The organism is Paraburkholderia yinzeri (genome assembly GCF_046581065.1).
GTDB lineage: Bacteria > Pseudomonadota > Gammaproteobacteria > Burkholderiales > Burkholderiaceae > Paraburkholderia.
The window spans coordinates 933,799-948,860 of record NZ_JBFOCJ010000002.1 but is presented as its reverse complement, the minus strand read 5'-3'; the positions used below and the strand labels follow the sequence as shown (position 1 = coordinate 948,860).

The following is a 15,062-nucleotide window of genomic DNA, read 5'->3' as shown; positions in this document are numbered from 1 at the left end:
CATAATCCGTCCAAAAAATCACCGATAAAACAGTCTGCTTTTTTCACTTCAAAACGGAAAAAATCCGAATGTCATGAGTTCCAGCGTAATCTGAATGAGCTACCGGCGCCGAGAGCCACCGCTTTCGGCCGAAAGCTCAACGGCGAATAGGAGATACCCATGCCTATCTGGAGAATCGCCCCGGTCAATGAGGAACCAGCGGTCTCGCTGTTGCAGTGGAGCATCCGAGAGACCAATGATGGAACTCGGCATTTCATCGGCAGCGATGAGCGAGATTCCACGGGTCGCGTCAGTTCTCAGGTCATTACGTTCGACCGCGTCACATTACGCGGGCAGACGCAGTCAGGGCGCGTGTACCAGCTCATTGGGCAACCTGGTCGGTCGAGCAATGCTGAATATGTATGGGAACGCTGGTGCAAGGTGAACAATGTGGCATCGTACACCGATGTTACCCGGCAGCTACTTGTCGGGGCGGAAGATGGCCACTGCATATGAACGCACGAAATCAGTCATCGAAACGCGTGTTTAGAATATCGATTGCGTGGCGAGCAGGGTCGGCCGGGGGGCAGTGGGACTTGGATTAGTGCCGGTCGTCATCCTTGTAGTCGCTATCATTTGGAAATAGCACCTCGCTGCCCGTACCCCCTCGAGGGACGTTTATCAGGGAGTTCAGATGCCAGCCTACGACGAAGATGTCTACGCGTGGGCATTTGAGCAGGCTCGGTTTCTAAGGGAAGGTCGTTTTGACCTTCTGGACATCGAGCACCTGGCCGATGAGATTGAAGATGTCGGGAAAGCGGAGCTTCGCGAACTAGTTAAAGACATATCCCTGCTGCTCGCCCATTTACTCAAATGGTACTACCTGCCCAGCGAGCGTACCGCCAGTCGGTCGGTAATGGTTGATGTACAGCGATTGAGGATTGGTGAGAGTTTTGCAGAGTCTCCGAGCTTACGTGAAAGGATTGATGAGCCTCGAAAGTGTCAACTGATATGGGCAGAGGCACTCGCTCAAGCGGCGGCTGATGTCGAACGAGATTGCTTTCCCACTGAATGCCCATGGGTAATCGCGAATATTTTGTCTAAGGGCTGGCTGCCAACCTAAACAGCGCGTGCATCCGATTCATATTCCGGACGTACGACACAACGCGCCTCGGAACGTATGCCCAACGAGCAGATACGGGGAGATGCATCGATTGGGTATCGCGAAGCGATTGAATCTGGAAGTACCTGAGCCATGGCCAACACCCGGACCCTGCCGCCTCGTGTGCCGGGCGTCCTGCAGTCAAAAGAGGAGGTGCCTGCTATGACCGTTGAAGAAGCTGAAAAATATCTCTTCGTCAGCCGCACTCACATTCGCAAGCTTCTTGCCGAAGGTAAGCTGCTCGAGGTTTTGCCGAGAGCTCCTGGTTCTGAGCCCGATATCGATGTGGCTTCTGTGGAAACTCGCCGCGAGAAGATGGAAGCCGGGTACCGAGCCTATCTAGCTTCACGGACCGAGGACGACGGCCCGTAGGGATTCTGAGACGCGGTTTCGTCAGGTAGCCCAGTAACCTCCCTCGGGGCCAGGCAGGCGATTCCATGGAAACACTGGAGAGGAGGCTGCCCCGGAATCAGGCCTGAGAAAGCTTCATCGACACCGCACGAGGTAAGACATGAAGTGGCCCCGAAAGTTTGCTGAATGGCTTTTCCGCTTCGCTTCGTCGCAGGAGAATATCGACCGGGTCGCGCTCTGGCTCGGAGGCACTGTCTCGATTCTCGGACTCGCAGTGGCCGTCGTCGTCCTGGTCGCGATAATACTTCGGTGAATCGCCAGTCACACCAGAATTTCGTTCGGTAGGTATCAGCTCATCGCGAAACTTGCGATGTCGACGAAGGAGGCGAAGTTGACACACGTCTTTGCATGGGGCTATGAGGCCTGGATGACGCAACGGTCCGGGAAGTATTCGGTGTCGGGATACATCGACGGCCGGGAATTTGACATTGTCACGGACATGCCGCAAGAGGCAGAGAAGGCGTTCGCCCACGCGGCGCGTTCGGCGTGGCTGCGCCGCAAATTCCGGCGCCTCCGGGGCCTACCCGCCCGGGAGTCTTCGCCCGTTAATTCGCTGGATACCTACCATGAAGTCTCTCTCAGAATGATTTTCGTGGCTGTCGTGACCGCGTTATGGAGTCGTGTATTCCGGTGACCGGCTAAAAAAGCAATCAGATGCAAGTGTGCAAATTCAAGCATGCACGGCTGCACCTCGCTCATCGTGGGCAGGACGTGCAAGTGCGAGATGGCGCGCCCCAAGACAATCCGCCGGCTGAAAAACGCTGCCATCACCTACCGCAGCTGTGCCGAGCTGATGTTGCCCACGGCGATCGCGGTCAATGGTGCAAGCACTCCGTTCGCAGTCTGTCGGTATGTCGATGCAAATCACGCTATCAATTGCGATTCGGCGATTGATGCTCGCACGACACGCTGGGGCGAGTACCTGTCGAACGCATTGGACAGCGGGTCGGCCGGGGAAAATGGCTGGCCGGATTCTCCAGACTCTGTCTAACGGTCGTGAGCGGATCATGTAGTTAGTCCTACTACTTCGGTAACCTACGATCTCGCCCCGCGCTTAAGCTCACTGTGCTGATTGAGGTGCCGGTCATGCTGCTCGTCGTGCGTATCGTCAACCGCTCGAAGAACTGGTACGAGTGCGCTTGAGGCATAGGCAAACAGCGTCGATCGAGATTCAGGAGATTGCACGCTCGAGCCAATCGGATATGTGCTGCCAGTACGATGGAATCTGCTCCCGGCGCTCTGCGACCGTTGCTCCTGGTATGCGAACCATCGAGCGCATGGCCTGAGGGTCACCACGGCGTCATCCGTTGTGCGACTCGATCCCGAAGGACAAGGAGATGCAGCAGCGCTCCCCCGATGTGCAGACAGATTAGCGCAAACAACACCCATGCCAGTACACCATGGACGTCACCCATTTCGTGACCGAACGAGGAGCCTTGGGGCGAGAGCCCGGGCAATGGAATCGCGCCAAACAATGTAACTCGCCAGCCGCGCGAAGAAGCGTTGATCCAGCCAAGTAACGGAACAACGACGAGGAGCCCGTAGAGCGCAAGCTGCGTCACGGACGAGACGGCGCGCAGTGGCAGTGAAATTTCTTCTGCCGGCGGGCGATGGGTCACGCGCCAGACGATGCGCAATACCATTGTCGCCAAGAGCGATGTGCCAACCGCGATATGCCAGGCGATCAGACCGACCGGCTGCGTGCCGCGATGCACGTCCGGCATCGTCCAGCCCAGTACAAACTGCGCGCTGACCAGTGCGACGACTAACCAGTGGAGAAAACGTGCAACTGCGTCGTAACGTAAGGTTGCCGGCATGTTTGCCCCGGTGGGAATCCAAGTCGGAAAGAGGCGCTGATTTTACGCAGAAACCCTTAACGGAACGTTAAGGTGGAGGCATCGCGCCGTGCTCGAAGTCCTCGCCGCGAACCCCGGCGGCGGACGCACCGGTGCCAGCCTCAGGGAGTGCAGGAAAGTCGATGATGACGGCAAGGCCCCGCCCCCCCAGCCCTGGGCCGAACTGCAACCTTCCGTTGAAATAGTGCGCAATGCGCTCGACGATCGACAGGCCGAGCCCGCTGCCCGGCGATTGCACGCTGGCGCCACGGTAGAAGCGGTCGGTCAGGCGCGCAAGATCGGCTTCGGCCACGCCCGGCCCATCGTCGAGCACCGCGAGGCATTGCATGTGGCCGCGATCGAACAGGGATACCTCGACGTGGCCTTGCGGAACGCCGTATTTGATGGCGTTGTCGAGCAGATTGTCCAGCAGGATGCCGATGAGCACCGCGTCCGCATGCATTGCACGTCTGGACTCCTGCCTGACGGAAAGCGCGATGCCTTTTCCCCGTGCGTTCGCGACATGCCTGGCAACGGCTTCTTCGACCAGGTCGGCCGTCGTCACGGTTGTTGCAGGAACACGCTCATATTCATCCAGTCTTGCCAGTAGAAGCAGTTGCTCGGCCAGGCGGGTGCTGCGATCGACGCCTTGTATGACGCGTTGCATCGCGAGCCGCTGGAGATCAGGCGTGGTGGCTGAAAGCGCCACCTGCGCTTGTACCTTGATGGCGGCAAGCGGTGTCTTCAGTTCGTGGGCCGCGTCGGAGGTGAAGGCACGTTCTCGTGCGATCGACTGCCGTAGTTGTGAAAGCAGGCGGTCAATCGCGTCGACAAGCGTTCGCACTTCAGTCGGTACGCCTACGATGCCGAGGGGCGTGAGCGAATCGGCGTCACGTGCGCGGATGGTCGTCGAGACCGCTTCGAGCGGCCGAAGGCTTCGACCGATCGCGTACCAGAGGAGTGCCGCGAGCACGGGCAGCGCGGCGAACAGCGGCCATACGATCTGCCTTGCTGCGCCACTCGCGAGGTCGCTCCTGGTATTGGAGGTTTCCATGACCCGAATGGTCCGTCCGGTCTGCCCGTCATGCAGCGTATATAGGCGCCACGCGGAGCCGTCGATGTCGGCGCTCCACGGCAGCGGGTGCGTCTCAGCCCATGCGGCCAGGTTCGCTGCGTCGCGCGGGATGTTCGATGTGAGGGGGGCACCTGTTTCGTCCAGCACTTCAAAAAGGATATCGCGCGGCAGGCGGTCGCTGTCCGATGCAGCGCTTTGATGCCTGCCGGGACGTGTCAGCTCGATCTGGGCGTTGAGGGGAGACTGTGAGAACTCGTTCAGATCCGTGCGGTCAAGCCGCGCGATAAACATGGCGTATTCGACGAGGCGCGCATCTTCCCATTCCCGCACTTCGCGCGACGCATGCCGGAAGCAGCTGTACACGGCTACGATCCAGACGATGCATACGCAGGACAGGACCATCAACGAAAGCCGATGACGTATCGAGCGGGAAATCATGGCTTTTCCACAACGTAACCGACGCCGCGCACAGTGCGGATCAGGTCGGCGCCGAGCTTTTTGCGCAAATTCGAGACATGCACTTCGAGGGCATTGCTTTCCACGCCTTCCTGCCATCCGTAGAGGCGATCTTCGAGGCGTATTCGCGTTTGCGGTATGCCTTGATGAGTGACCAGCTGGGTCAGGAGGACCCACTCCTTCGCAGTCAGCGGCACACGGACCGCGTTACGCGTGACGGTGCGTGTGGTGAGGTCGACCGAAATATCGTGCCACACGATCGTCTCCTGGCTACGCCCCTGTGAACGGCGCACGAGTGCGCGGCAGCGCGCGAGCACTTCGGAAAGCTCGAACGGCTTGGCCAGATAGTCGTCAGCGCCGGCATCAAGACCCCGGACGCGATCGGCAACGGTGCCGCGCGCCGTGAGTACGAGAACGGGGATGTCATCGCCTGTTTCGCGCAGGGAGCGCAGGACTTCAGTTCCCGACTTGCCCGGCAGTCCGAGGTCCAGCACCAGCAGGGAGTAGCGAGATGTTGCGAGCGCATTGGCGGCGTCGCACCCATTGCGCACCCAGTCTACACCGTAGCCTGCCTGGCTCAGGCTGATCTCCAGCCCGTTGCCAATCAGGTCGTCGTCTTCAACAAGAAGGATTCTCATGCTCAATTGGACCCGTGCTGTTTCGCGACCGTCCCTCTATTTTCCACGCTCGTGCCAGCGGTATCACGGCGTAATTCCCTGAGATTGTATGTGCGGGTCCTCGCCAGGCAAACGGGCCGCTCTTTCAGGCGGATGCTTAAGGCTTCCTTCAGCTTGTCCCGGTAATATCGGAAGCGGTGAAGTACGTATCGGTCAGCCTTTCTCGATCACGGATGGGAGTGGCATTTGAATGGATTGCGTAATGGTTCCGCAAGCCGATATTCCAGTAACGCATAGCCGCGGTCGCTTGCGATGAATTCGTCTACCATCGATCAATGGCGTGCGCATCTGCTGGTTGCCTCGCTGGCAGCCACGCTTATCCAGGCAATCGTCCTGGCGTCAATGCTTGTGCTTGCCGCGCCGGAGACGTTCTTTACGTCGACGGCGTTCCGTCTGGGCGTTGGGGGGATGGTCATTGCGGCGGTTTTCTTGACTCGTAGAGTCGCGGGTTCGGCGTTTCGCTCGGCCCTGGCAAGCAACCATGTGTGGCTCGGCGGTGAGCGGCATTGCACCGTTTCGCTGTCCAGTGACTGCCCCCGGCGTGCGCTCGTCGTGTTGTACGTGCGGCTCAACCGGAGAACGTTTGACCCCAGGGCATCTTGATTTATGCTTGCGGTCAATCCTCACCGAGGCAAGAGCGAGCGCACTTTAGCTTGCTTCCCTTCCACCCCCTGAACAAACACCAAAGAGTGACCGCGCGATATATCGCGGGAAATCCAACGACATGAAAACGCTGTTTCTGCAGGCCCCGTCCTATGACGGCTTCGACGGTGGCGCCGGTTCGCGCTACCAGGCAAAGCGCGAGATCCGTTCGTTCTGGTATCCGACCTGGCTCGCGCAGCCGGCGGCCCTCGTGCCCGGCAGCCGCGTGCTCGATGCGCCCGCCGACGGCCTTTCCGTCCAGGAAACGCTCAACATCGCCGACGACTACGACCTCGTCATCATCCATACGAGCACGCCGTCGTTCCCGACGGACGCGCTGTTCGCCGAGGACCTGAAGAAGCACAAGCCGTCGATTCTGGTCGGCATGGTCGGCGCGAAGGTGATGGTCGATCCGCACAACTCGCTCACGGCAACCGAAGCGATCGATTTCGTCTGCCGCGAAGAATTCGACTTCACCTGCAAGGAAATCGCCGAAGGCAAGCCGTTCCCGCAGATCAAGGGCTTGAGCTGGCGCGCGAAAGACGGTTCGATCGAGCACAACGAGGCGCGCCCGATCCTCGAAAACATGGACGAGCTGCCGTTCGTCGCGCCCGTCTACAAGCGCGATCTGAAGATCGAGAACTACTTCATCGGCTACCTGAACTACCCGTACGTTTCGATCTACACGGGCCGCGGCTGCAAGTCCCGCTGCACCTTCTGCCTGTGGCCGCAGACGGTCAGCGGCCACCGCTACCGCACGCGCTCGGTCGAGAACGTGCTTGAGGAAGCGAAGTGGATCCGCGACAACATGCCGGAAGTGAAGGAGCTCATGTTCGACGACGACACCTTCACCGACGACCTGCCGCGCGCCGAAGCGATCGCGCAGGGTCTCGGCAAGCTCGGCGTGACGTGGTCGTGCAACGCGAAGGCGAACGTGCCGTACGAGACGCTCAAGGTCATGAAGGAAAACGGCCTGCGTCTGTTGCTCGTGGGCTTTGAAAGCGGCGATGACCAGATCCTCGTGAACATCAAGAAGGGCGTGCGCACGGACTTCGCGCGCCGCTTCAGCGCGGACTGCAAGACGCTTGGCATCAAGATTCACGGCACCTTCATTCTGGGGCTGCCGGGCGAGACGCCGGAAACGATCAGGAAGACCATCGAGTACGCGAAGGAAATCAATCCGCACACGATCCAGGTCTCGCTCGCGGCGCCTTATCCGGGCACGACGCTCTACAAGCAGGCCGTGGAGAACGGCTGGATGGAAGAGAACAAGACCATCAACCTCGTGAGCAAGGAAGGCGTGCAGCTCGCGGCGATCGGCTATGCGCATCTGTCGCGCGACGAGATCTATCACCACCTCGAGCAGTTCTATCGCGAGTTCTATTTCCGCCCCTCGAAGATCTGGGAGATCGTGCGCGAGATGCTCACGAGCTGGGAGATGATGAAGCGCCGCCTGCGCGAAGGCGTAGAGTTCTTCCGCTTCCTGCGCGCCCACGAGGCATGATGGGCTTGCCGCGCGCGATCCGGCTCACCGGTGGCGTATTGGCGCTGGGCGTCGCTGCGTGCTTCGGGGTTTCATGGGCGATTGTGCTGAGGCATCCGGCACTGCTGCATGGCGCACATGTGCTGCTCATGTCTTTCGCCATAGTCTGCGGCCTTGGCGCGGCGTTTGGCGTCGTCTATACGGTATTCGCCTGCGTGCTGGTCGGCCGCTTCTTTGCTCGCTGCGCCGCCGTGCCGACGCAGTTTCCTGGTGTGACGGTGGTCAAGCCGCTTCACGGAGACGAGTGGCAACTCACGGAGCATCTTGCCACGTTCTTCGAGCAGGACTACCCGGCTCCAATCCAGTATCTCTTCGGCGTTCACGACGCCCAGGACGCAGCGCTGAGGGCCGTCGATGCAGTGCGCGCGCGCTATCCCTCGGCGCAGGTCACGGTCGTGGTGGACGCGCGGCTGTATGGACCCAACCGGAAGATCGCTAATCTCGTCAACATGCTCGAACATGCCGAGCATGACGTCCTTTGTTTCGCGGACAGCGATGTGCGTGTCGGTCGGGCTTACCTTCGCAATATCGTCGCAGCGCTGCAGGAGCCGGGCGTCGGGCTCGTCACCACGGTCTATCGCGGCCTGCGCACACCCGGGTTCTGGTCGCGCGTCTCAGCCGCGCTCACCAACTATCATTTCCTCCCCGGCGTAGTTACCGGGCTTGCGATTGGCCGCGCCCGGCCGTGCTTCGGACAGTCGGTTGCGATGACTCGGGAGACCCTCGCGGGAATAGGGGGCCTCGCGCAGTTCGCCCACCACCTTGCGGAGGATCACGCCATCGGTGAAGCCGTGCGTCGTAACGGCGCTACGGTTGCCATTCCGCCGATGATAGTGGAACACGCCTGCGTCGAGAATACGTTTTCCAGACTCTTCAGCCATGAGTTGCGCTGGAGTCGCACGATTCGCGCAGCCGACCCCTCGGGACATCTCGGTGCCGTGCTGATGCATCCGTTTGCGCTCGCTATGCTCACAGTCCTATTTTCCGGCGGCGCGAGCGTGGCGTGGGTATCGGCTTGTGCCGCGCTGTTGAGCCGAGCGGTGCTGGTCTGGAGGGTTGACCGCGCCACGAATAACAAGACACACGGACTACTCTGTCTGCCGCTGTGGGATCTCGTGCAATTCGCGATCTATGCCGCGAGCTTTTGTTCGTCTGGGGTGGTCTGGCGGGGCAGGCGTTTCCGCGTCGATGGGAACGGTATGCTGTCGCCGGTAAATGAGAAGTGAGTTCAACGAGATGTCGATAGCTGTAACGACGCGGGTGCCATCCGCAAGCGGGAACCACAGATGAAGCACCTTGGCCGTATCGCAGCTTTGGTTGGATTTTCGGCCGCAGTCTGGCTAGTGTTGCGCGATCATCCGGCGACAGTCTGGCAATTGATCCGCAACGGAGGATCCGGCCTTGTGCTATCCGCCTGCGTGCATGTCCTCCCGATGTGCGCGAACGCGTGGGACTGGCGCACGCTTATTCGCCCTGCGGAGCGTCCGTCCTTCGCGAAGCTGCTGAAGTTCGTTTGGCTTCGGGAGTCGGTAAACGGCCTCTTGCCGGTCGCGCGTATCGGTGGCGAAATTCTCTCGTTCCGGCTGCTTGGCCGCAGCGGTGTGCGGCCGGCGAGCGCGATAGCGAGCCTTGTCGTCGATGTGCAACTCACGCTGATCAGCCAGGTCGTCTTTGCACTCGTAGCATGTGGCTACCTGCTGGGTCATTCGACGTCTGGTGCGGCGCATCTGGCAGGCACGCTCGTGTGGAGCATCGCGGGAATCGTGCCGATACTGACGCTCTTCGCGCTGGTTCAGCATGCCCGGCCCTTCGAACGCATGGCGCGAACGCTGAACCAGGTCACAAGCGGAAAGATGCTTGAGCTCGTGGGGAAATCCGCTCGGGTCGATCAGTCCATCAAGCTGGTATGGCGTCAGACGGGCAACGTCGCCCGCTACCTGTTTGTCTGGCAAACGGTCCAGTGCGCGGGATTCGCGCTCGAGATCTGGATCGCCCTCCGCGTGCTCGGCACAGATGCTACGTTTGCGCAGGCATTCGTCATTGAGGCCTTGATCCAGCTTGTGAGCAGCGTGGCTTTTCTTGTACCCGGCAGTCTGGGCGTACAGGAGGGCGGTTTTGTCCTGATCGGGGGGGTACTCGGATTCGATGCACCAACCTGCCTCGCGCTTGCAGGTGCGCGACGCATACGCGATCTGTTGTTCTATGCTCCGGGGCTGGTTGCGTGGCAGGTGACAGAATATGTGTTGCCGCAGGTAGGGCGGCACGCTATACGTCCGCGGTGCTCCTTGAATGTGCAGGCCGCGATCGGATCGGACGGGACGGCACGCGGATAGAGACACCTCCGCGCCGGGCGAAGTGCTTGACGCGTGCGCTCGACGGCGGGCATGCGCCACGACATAAATTGGATGGCCACTGTTTGACAAGAATCATGCGCTTACAGATTGCATCCGATCTTCACCTCGACGCTCTCCAATCGAAATTTCCCCCGAGATGGCCTCTGCAGGTGGCCGCCGGCGCGGATCTACTGGTGCTCGCCGGCGACATTCACGTGGGTGCAGCGGCTGTGGACCGCTTCGCAGAGTGGCCTGTACCGGTCCTCTACGTCAGCGGCAATCATGAGGCTTATGGGGCCGGGTATGCCGAGACCGTCGCTGCGCTCTGCCGTCGGGCACGGGGTACGCGGGTCCATTATCTCAAACGCCGCTCGATTGAGTTCGGCGGAGCGCGCTTTCTTGGCTGCTGCCTCTGGACGGATTACGAGCTCTACGGCGACAGCGTGAAAAGCATGGACTATGCGCGCGAAGCGATGTCGGACCATGCCGCCATCCGTCGTGAAGACGGCGGCCCGTTCGGCCCGGAGGAAGCGCTGGCCGAACATCGGCGCGCCGTGTCGTGGCTCGTGCGGGAACTCGGGAAGCCTTTTGCGGGCAAGACAGTCGTGATCACGCATCACGGTGTTTCGCCGGCTTCGATGCATGAGCGGTTTCGTGATCAACCAGTCAATGCGGGCTTTCTGAGCGACCTGCGGCATCTGATGCCGTTGGCAGATCTATGGATTCACGGGCATGTGCACGATTCATTCGATTACCGGTCGGGCAGTGCGCGCGTCGTGGCAAACCCGCGCGGCTACCCGCTGAATCTCGCGTCCACGCGGGTAGAGAGCGAACTGCGATGGGAGAATGCGACTTTCGATCCGGTGTGCGTCATCGAGCTATGACGCACCGCAGCTCACTGGCGCGCGTCAAGAACTGTACGGCGCATTCACGTTGGGAACGCAAAGCATCTTCATGAGGCGGAGTAAGAGTCTGTTGCCCAAGACTGAATCATCGGCTGATGAACCGGGGGACCATAATATCGCGACCTCCGCGCCCGCCGATCCACTGCGATTTCCAAGCAGATGATGTACGCGATATGTGCGAGCGCGGTCGTTATCCAGACCGGACCTGATCGATTCAGCGTAACGGCGCCGCCTGAATGCATTCCGCGGCTGGTCAAGGCGCGAGATCGTGCCTATCGTTTGGCTTGTACGATTGACTTCTTTGAACGATGGCCGCAGCGTCATCCTGAATGATTTGCTGATTGATCGCTTATTCGCATTGGTCGCCAGGGGCGCCGATCTGGGAAAAGTAGCGTAGAGGGCGTGGCGCACAGAAGTGCCCGAATCGGGCGACGGGGATTTGCCGCGCACGACGTCAAGGGCAAGCCGCGCGGATGCCGAATCGAAATAAAGGGGCAGAGGACGAGGTATGGGAGTCGAGAGGCCACGGCGGGAGTCGTCCCGTGCCAAGTGCGTGCTTGAAGTGTTGATCGTGTTCCTCCGGCTAGGGCTGACGAGTTTCGGTGGCCCGATTGCCCACATTGGCTACTTCCGGCGTGAGTTCGTCGAGCGCAGGCGCTGGCTCGATGAGGAAACGTTTATGGATCTGGTCGGACTGTGCCAGTTTCTGCCGGGCCCTGCCAGCAGCCAGGTTGGGTTCTCGATTGGCTTGCTCCGGGCTGGCTGGTTCGGAGGGCTCGCGGCATGGTGCGGGTTCACGCTGCCATCGGTCTTGTTGCTGCTCGCTTTCGCTGCCATAGCGCCGGATCTGGGCGGCCCGGTCGGTGAAGGATTGATTCATGGCCTCAAGCTCGTCGCTGTCGCTGTCGTGGCCCAGGCCGTCTGGGACATGGCCCGTCGACTGTGCCCGGATCGCCGGCGGGCAGCCATTGCGCTTGCTGCCATGGCGGGACTCAGCGTGCTTACCACCATCGATGCGCAACTCGTTGTCATCGCACTCGGCGCTGTGCTTGGCTTCGTGTTTTGCCGCTCAACGGCGTCAACGAAGTCGGTCGGCATAGCGCACGCGCGCGAATTCAGCGTATCGCATCCGGCCGGAGGCATCGCACTTGCCTTGTTTTGCTTCCTGCTGTTTGCTCTGCCAGCCCTGCAGCAATCGGGCAGTGGCCACCTCATCGCCATATTCGACGCCTTTTACCGCTCGGGTGCGCTTGTTTTCGGCGGCGGACATGTCGTGCTACCTCTGCTACAGCAACAGACGGTCGCGACCGGTTGGGTATCGCCGAATGACTTCCTCGCTGGATACGGGGCGGCACAGGCAGTTCCGGGCCCATTGTTCACGTTCGCCGCTTTCCTCGGCTGGATGACTGTGGGCGCGCCCAATCATTGCGTCGGAGCGCTGCTTGCCACCATCGGCATCTTCCTTCCTGGCTTGCTGCTCGTGATTGCGGCGTTGCCACACTGGCAAGCATTGCGCGCACGTTCATCCATGGCCGCGACGCTTTCCGGCGTGAACGCGGCGGTCGTCGGGTTGCTGGCGACGGCGCTTTATTCGCCCGTCTGGACGAGCGCGATCCGTTCCGGCATTGACTTCTCCATTGCCACAGTCGGCTTCTTTCTGTTGAACCGCTGGAAAGCGCCTCCACTTGCCGTGGTGGTGATCTGCGCCGCAGGAGGCATTGTGGAATTCGTGTGCCGCTAACCGCGTAAGCACGGAAACCGAGTTGATAGTGTTTCAATCAGCAGCGGGCTCTCGAGCAATCTGGATCGCCCACATAAATCGATCGTTCAGACCGTCGAACCGCAGGTTATGCCGTTGACAACGACCGACTACGTGCCGCCGGTCACGTTGGAAATTGTGTATAAGCCGATGCCCTCAAGGACGTACCGTCTGTGTCGTAACCAGAATTGAGCATTGACCGCACGACGTAGCCTCTTTCAGTCTCGTTTTACCGCGCCTGACAAGCGCTTCGTATCCTGCGCTGGCTATCGTCAAGCCGTCTTGCCGGGACGCGATGTGGACTGCTCTTCTTGTAGACCGCTCAACCGTTAAGGATCTCTTCAGGAACTCCCAGTACGATATCGGACCCGGCAAGCGCCTTCACCGACACTCCTTCATTCTCGTGAGCGATACCACCCCCGATATCTGGTCAAGCTGGCTTCTTCATCATCGACATGGCGGTGACATCGAGTACAGATCGCGGCTGCGTGTCGAAATGACCGCGTACGCCGATCGAGTGCTGGACTTCGCCCGCCTCAAACCGCATATGAAGCTCGCCGATATTGGCACAGGAGACGGTCTGGTGGCATTTCGCGCCATCGAGCGGACCGGCGGAAAATTGAATGTGACCATGACTGACATCTCCGCGCCTATGTTGGCGCACGCCAGCGAGAGAGCGTACGTTCTTGGCGTGCACGATCAATGTAAATTCCTTCAGTGTTCTGCCGAAAAGCTGGATGGAATCGACGACGCATCTGTCGACGCCGTCGTGATGCGCGCGGTGCTCGCATATGTGGCCGACAAACCCGCCGCGATGCGAGAGCTGTTCCGGATTCTGAAGCCCGGTGGTCGACTCGCGATGGCTGAGCCCATTATTCGCGACGAAGCCCTTGAGGTCTGCGCCTTAAAGCAGATCGTCGACGCTCGCATCGGAGACCCTCAGGACCCCTTCTTCGCACTGTTGCTGCGATGCAGGGCAGCGCAGTATCCTGACACAAAGGAAAAGATAAGGTCGCTTCCCATAACCAGTTACGGTGAACGAGATCTCGTACGATTTGCAGTCGATACTGGCTTTACGGATATCCATCTCGAATTGCATATCGACGTGCGTACTCAAGATTCGCCATCGTGGCAAACCTATTTGCATACATCCCCCTATCCCGGTGCGCCGTCGCTGAAATCGATACTCGAAACACAATTTACGCTGAGCGAACGTGAGTTTCTGGAAGCGCGGTTACGCCCGCTGGTCGAAAGCGGCCACCGGTTCGCTGCCGTTCGCATTGCGTACCTCACGGCGCAACGACCACACTGACCAGGCCGTCCGGCTAACTGAATTGTCCCTTAAGCTAGGGATGTATCATGAAAAATTGCGCTCGAAGGGCGACGTCGCCCCATGATCGTCGAGGCCATTCGGTTCAGGACTGTCATCGATCTCGTCTTTGCTCGACAGCCGAGAGATTCCCCGTTCGACAAAAAATTTCCCTCTCGCGCCAACTAACATCGGTGCAGTGCATTATCTAACCGTAGCCCTTGAGACTCGAGGATGAATGACCGAATCACCTCAAATAACTGGCAGGAAAGTTGAAGCATGAGACGCAAGTACGCATATCGAGGCTACAGCATTGACGTTACCGTCGAGGTTAGCTACGAAATCTGCGGCGGCCGAACCGTCTCGAAGGCCCCTTCCTATTGGGCGTCGGTCCACGTCAAATCAGACCATCAATCGTATGACGACGATCGGGTGCTCTATCTCAGCGATGTTTCTGGGCGCCCTTTCACGTCAGACATCGATGCGTTGCTGAGCGGATTCAGTGGCGGCTGCCGGCTTATCGATGAGTTGGCTGCTCGCCGCCCCCAATGAAGCACTCAATTGCGGTGTCGTTACGGCGCCGCCAAACGGCACCTTCCGCCGCAAACCGATCAGCCCTTGCTGCTGCAACATCGAGACCGTCCAGACCGCCCCGCGAGAGATTTTCACCGCGCCACGTTAAATACATCTTAAGGATAACGGATCATAATCAACGTGTGGGTTCGAATGTCCTGCGGCATCCTGCGATGCCGCGGACGTGGGGGAAATGCCATGAATCTCGTCCTTTCCAGCGCGTTCTTCGCCATCCGCTGCTCATTCCGCCCGCATCGTTTGCCCGCGCTCCCGCGATGCCGTCTCTCAACGAACAGGCGCCAATGCATCAGCCGGAACGCGCTGGCCCCGCCTCCCCCGCGCCGTGTGAAACCGTCGGAAAGGAAAATCAGTCGATGGCTCGCGGCTCCGCGGCAGATTTTCA

Annotated in this window: 15 protein-coding genes; 11 read left to right on the top strand and 4 right to left on the bottom strand. The window is 59.9% G+C overall.

The genetic code is table 11. From position 1 onward, the window contains the following. Nucleotides 1–673: 673 nt before the first annotated feature. The 4 genes from WJ542_RS21315 to WJ542_RS21300 all read left to right on the top strand — a co-directional run bounded on the left by WJ542_RS21315 (nt 674) and on the right by WJ542_RS21300 (nt 2,543). Complete coding sequence (locus tag WJ542_RS21315; RefSeq protein WP_411191442.1) at nt 674–1,102, top strand: DUF29 domain-containing protein; 429 nt, start codon at nt 674–676, stop codon at nt 1,100–1,102. Between the two features lie 132 nt (nt 1,103–1,234). Continuing rightward, entirely contained in the window at nt 1,235–1,513 is a 279-nt protein-coding gene (locus tag WJ542_RS21310) for a MerR family transcriptional regulator (RefSeq protein ID WP_411191441.1), read from the top strand. Between the two features lie 349 nt (nt 1,514–1,862). Further along, a complete protein-coding gene (locus WJ542_RS21305; RefSeq protein WP_411191440.1) occupies nt 1,863–2,186 on the top strand; it encodes a hypothetical protein in 324 nt (107 codons plus the stop codon). A 90-nt stretch (nt 2,187–2,276) separates the two neighbouring features. Next, nucleotides 2,277–2,543: a hypothetical protein gene (locus WJ542_RS21300; protein WP_411191439.1), complete on the top strand. Its 267-nt coding sequence runs from the start codon at nt 2,277–2,279 to the stop codon at nt 2,541–2,543. Nucleotides 2,544–2,841: 298 nt separating this feature from the next. Here WJ542_RS21300 and WJ542_RS21295 read toward each other — a convergent pair whose 3' ends face one another. From WJ542_RS21295 to WJ542_RS21285, 3 genes are all read right to left on the bottom strand, one after another. Next, the gene (locus WJ542_RS21295) at nt 2,842–3,369 is read right to left on the bottom strand and encodes a cytochrome b (protein WP_411191438.1); all 528 of its coding nucleotides are present in this window, start codon (nt 3,367–3,369) and stop codon (nt 2,842–2,844) included. A gap of 67 nt (nt 3,370–3,436) precedes the next feature. Beyond that, nucleotides 3,437–4,900 carry an ATP-binding protein gene (locus tag WJ542_RS21290; protein ID WP_411191436.1) on the bottom strand — a complete coding sequence of 488 codons (1,464 nt, stop codon included), beginning with the start codon at nt 4,898–4,900 and terminating at the stop codon, nt 3,437–3,439. Further along, nucleotides 4,897–5,556: a response regulator gene (locus WJ542_RS21285; protein WP_411191435.1), complete on the bottom strand. Its 660-nt coding sequence runs from the start codon at nt 5,554–5,556 to the stop codon at nt 4,897–4,899. The genes WJ542_RS21290 and WJ542_RS21285 overlap by 4 nt, the downstream gene beginning before the upstream one ends. A 291-nt stretch (nt 5,557–5,847) precedes the next feature. Between WJ542_RS21285 and WJ542_RS21280 the strand changes: the two genes are divergently transcribed. The 7 genes from WJ542_RS21280 to WJ542_RS21250 all read left to right on the top strand — a co-directional run bounded on the left by WJ542_RS21280 (nt 5,848) and on the right by WJ542_RS21250 (nt 14,089). Further along, entirely contained in the window at nt 5,848–6,198 is a 351-nt protein-coding gene (locus WJ542_RS21280) for a hypothetical protein (protein WP_411191434.1), read from the top strand. Nucleotides 6,199–6,319: 121 nt separating this feature from the next. Then, nucleotides 6,320–7,741 carry a hopanoid biosynthesis associated radical SAM protein HpnJ gene (gene hpnJ, locus WJ542_RS21275; protein ID WP_411191433.1) on the top strand — a complete coding sequence of 474 codons (1,422 nt, stop codon included), beginning with the start codon at nt 6,320–6,322 and terminating at the stop codon, nt 7,739–7,741. After that, nucleotides 7,741–9,006, top strand: a complete 1,266-nt coding sequence (hpnI, locus tag WJ542_RS21270; protein ID WP_411192516.1) for a bacteriohopanetetrol glucosamine biosynthesis glycosyltransferase HpnI — start codon at nt 7,741–7,743, stop codon at nt 9,004–9,006. Before hpnJ ends, hpnI begins: the two co-directional genes overlap by 1 nt. A gap of 60 nt (nt 9,007–9,066) precedes the next feature. After that, nucleotides 9,067–10,113: a lysylphosphatidylglycerol synthase domain-containing protein gene (locus tag WJ542_RS21265; RefSeq protein WP_411191432.1), complete on the top strand. Its 1,047-nt coding sequence runs from the start codon at nt 9,067–9,069 to the stop codon at nt 10,111–10,113. A 95-nt stretch (nt 10,114–10,208) separates the two neighbouring features. Then, nucleotides 10,209–10,997: a metallophosphoesterase family protein gene (locus tag WJ542_RS21260; RefSeq protein WP_411191430.1), complete on the top strand. Its 789-nt coding sequence runs from the start codon at nt 10,209–10,211 to the stop codon at nt 10,995–10,997. 529 nt (nt 10,998–11,526) lie between these two features. Next, nucleotides 11,527–12,759, top strand: a complete 1,233-nt coding sequence (chrA, locus tag WJ542_RS21255; protein WP_411191429.1) for a chromate efflux transporter — start codon at nt 11,527–11,529, stop codon at nt 12,757–12,759. 421 nt (nt 12,760–13,180) lie between these two features. Then, nucleotides 13,181–14,089 carry a class I SAM-dependent methyltransferase gene (locus WJ542_RS21250; protein ID WP_411191428.1) on the top strand — a complete coding sequence of 303 codons (909 nt, stop codon included), beginning with the start codon at nt 13,181–13,183 and terminating at the stop codon, nt 14,087–14,089. Between the two features lie 468 nt (nt 14,090–14,557). Here the strand turns inward: WJ542_RS21250 and WJ542_RS21245 are convergent, their stop codons facing one another. Beyond that, nucleotides 14,558–14,719, bottom strand: coding sequence for a hypothetical protein (locus WJ542_RS21245; RefSeq protein WP_411191427.1), 162 nt, complete (start codon nt 14,717–14,719; stop codon nt 14,558–14,560). Nucleotides 14,720–15,062 lie beyond the last annotated feature (343 nt).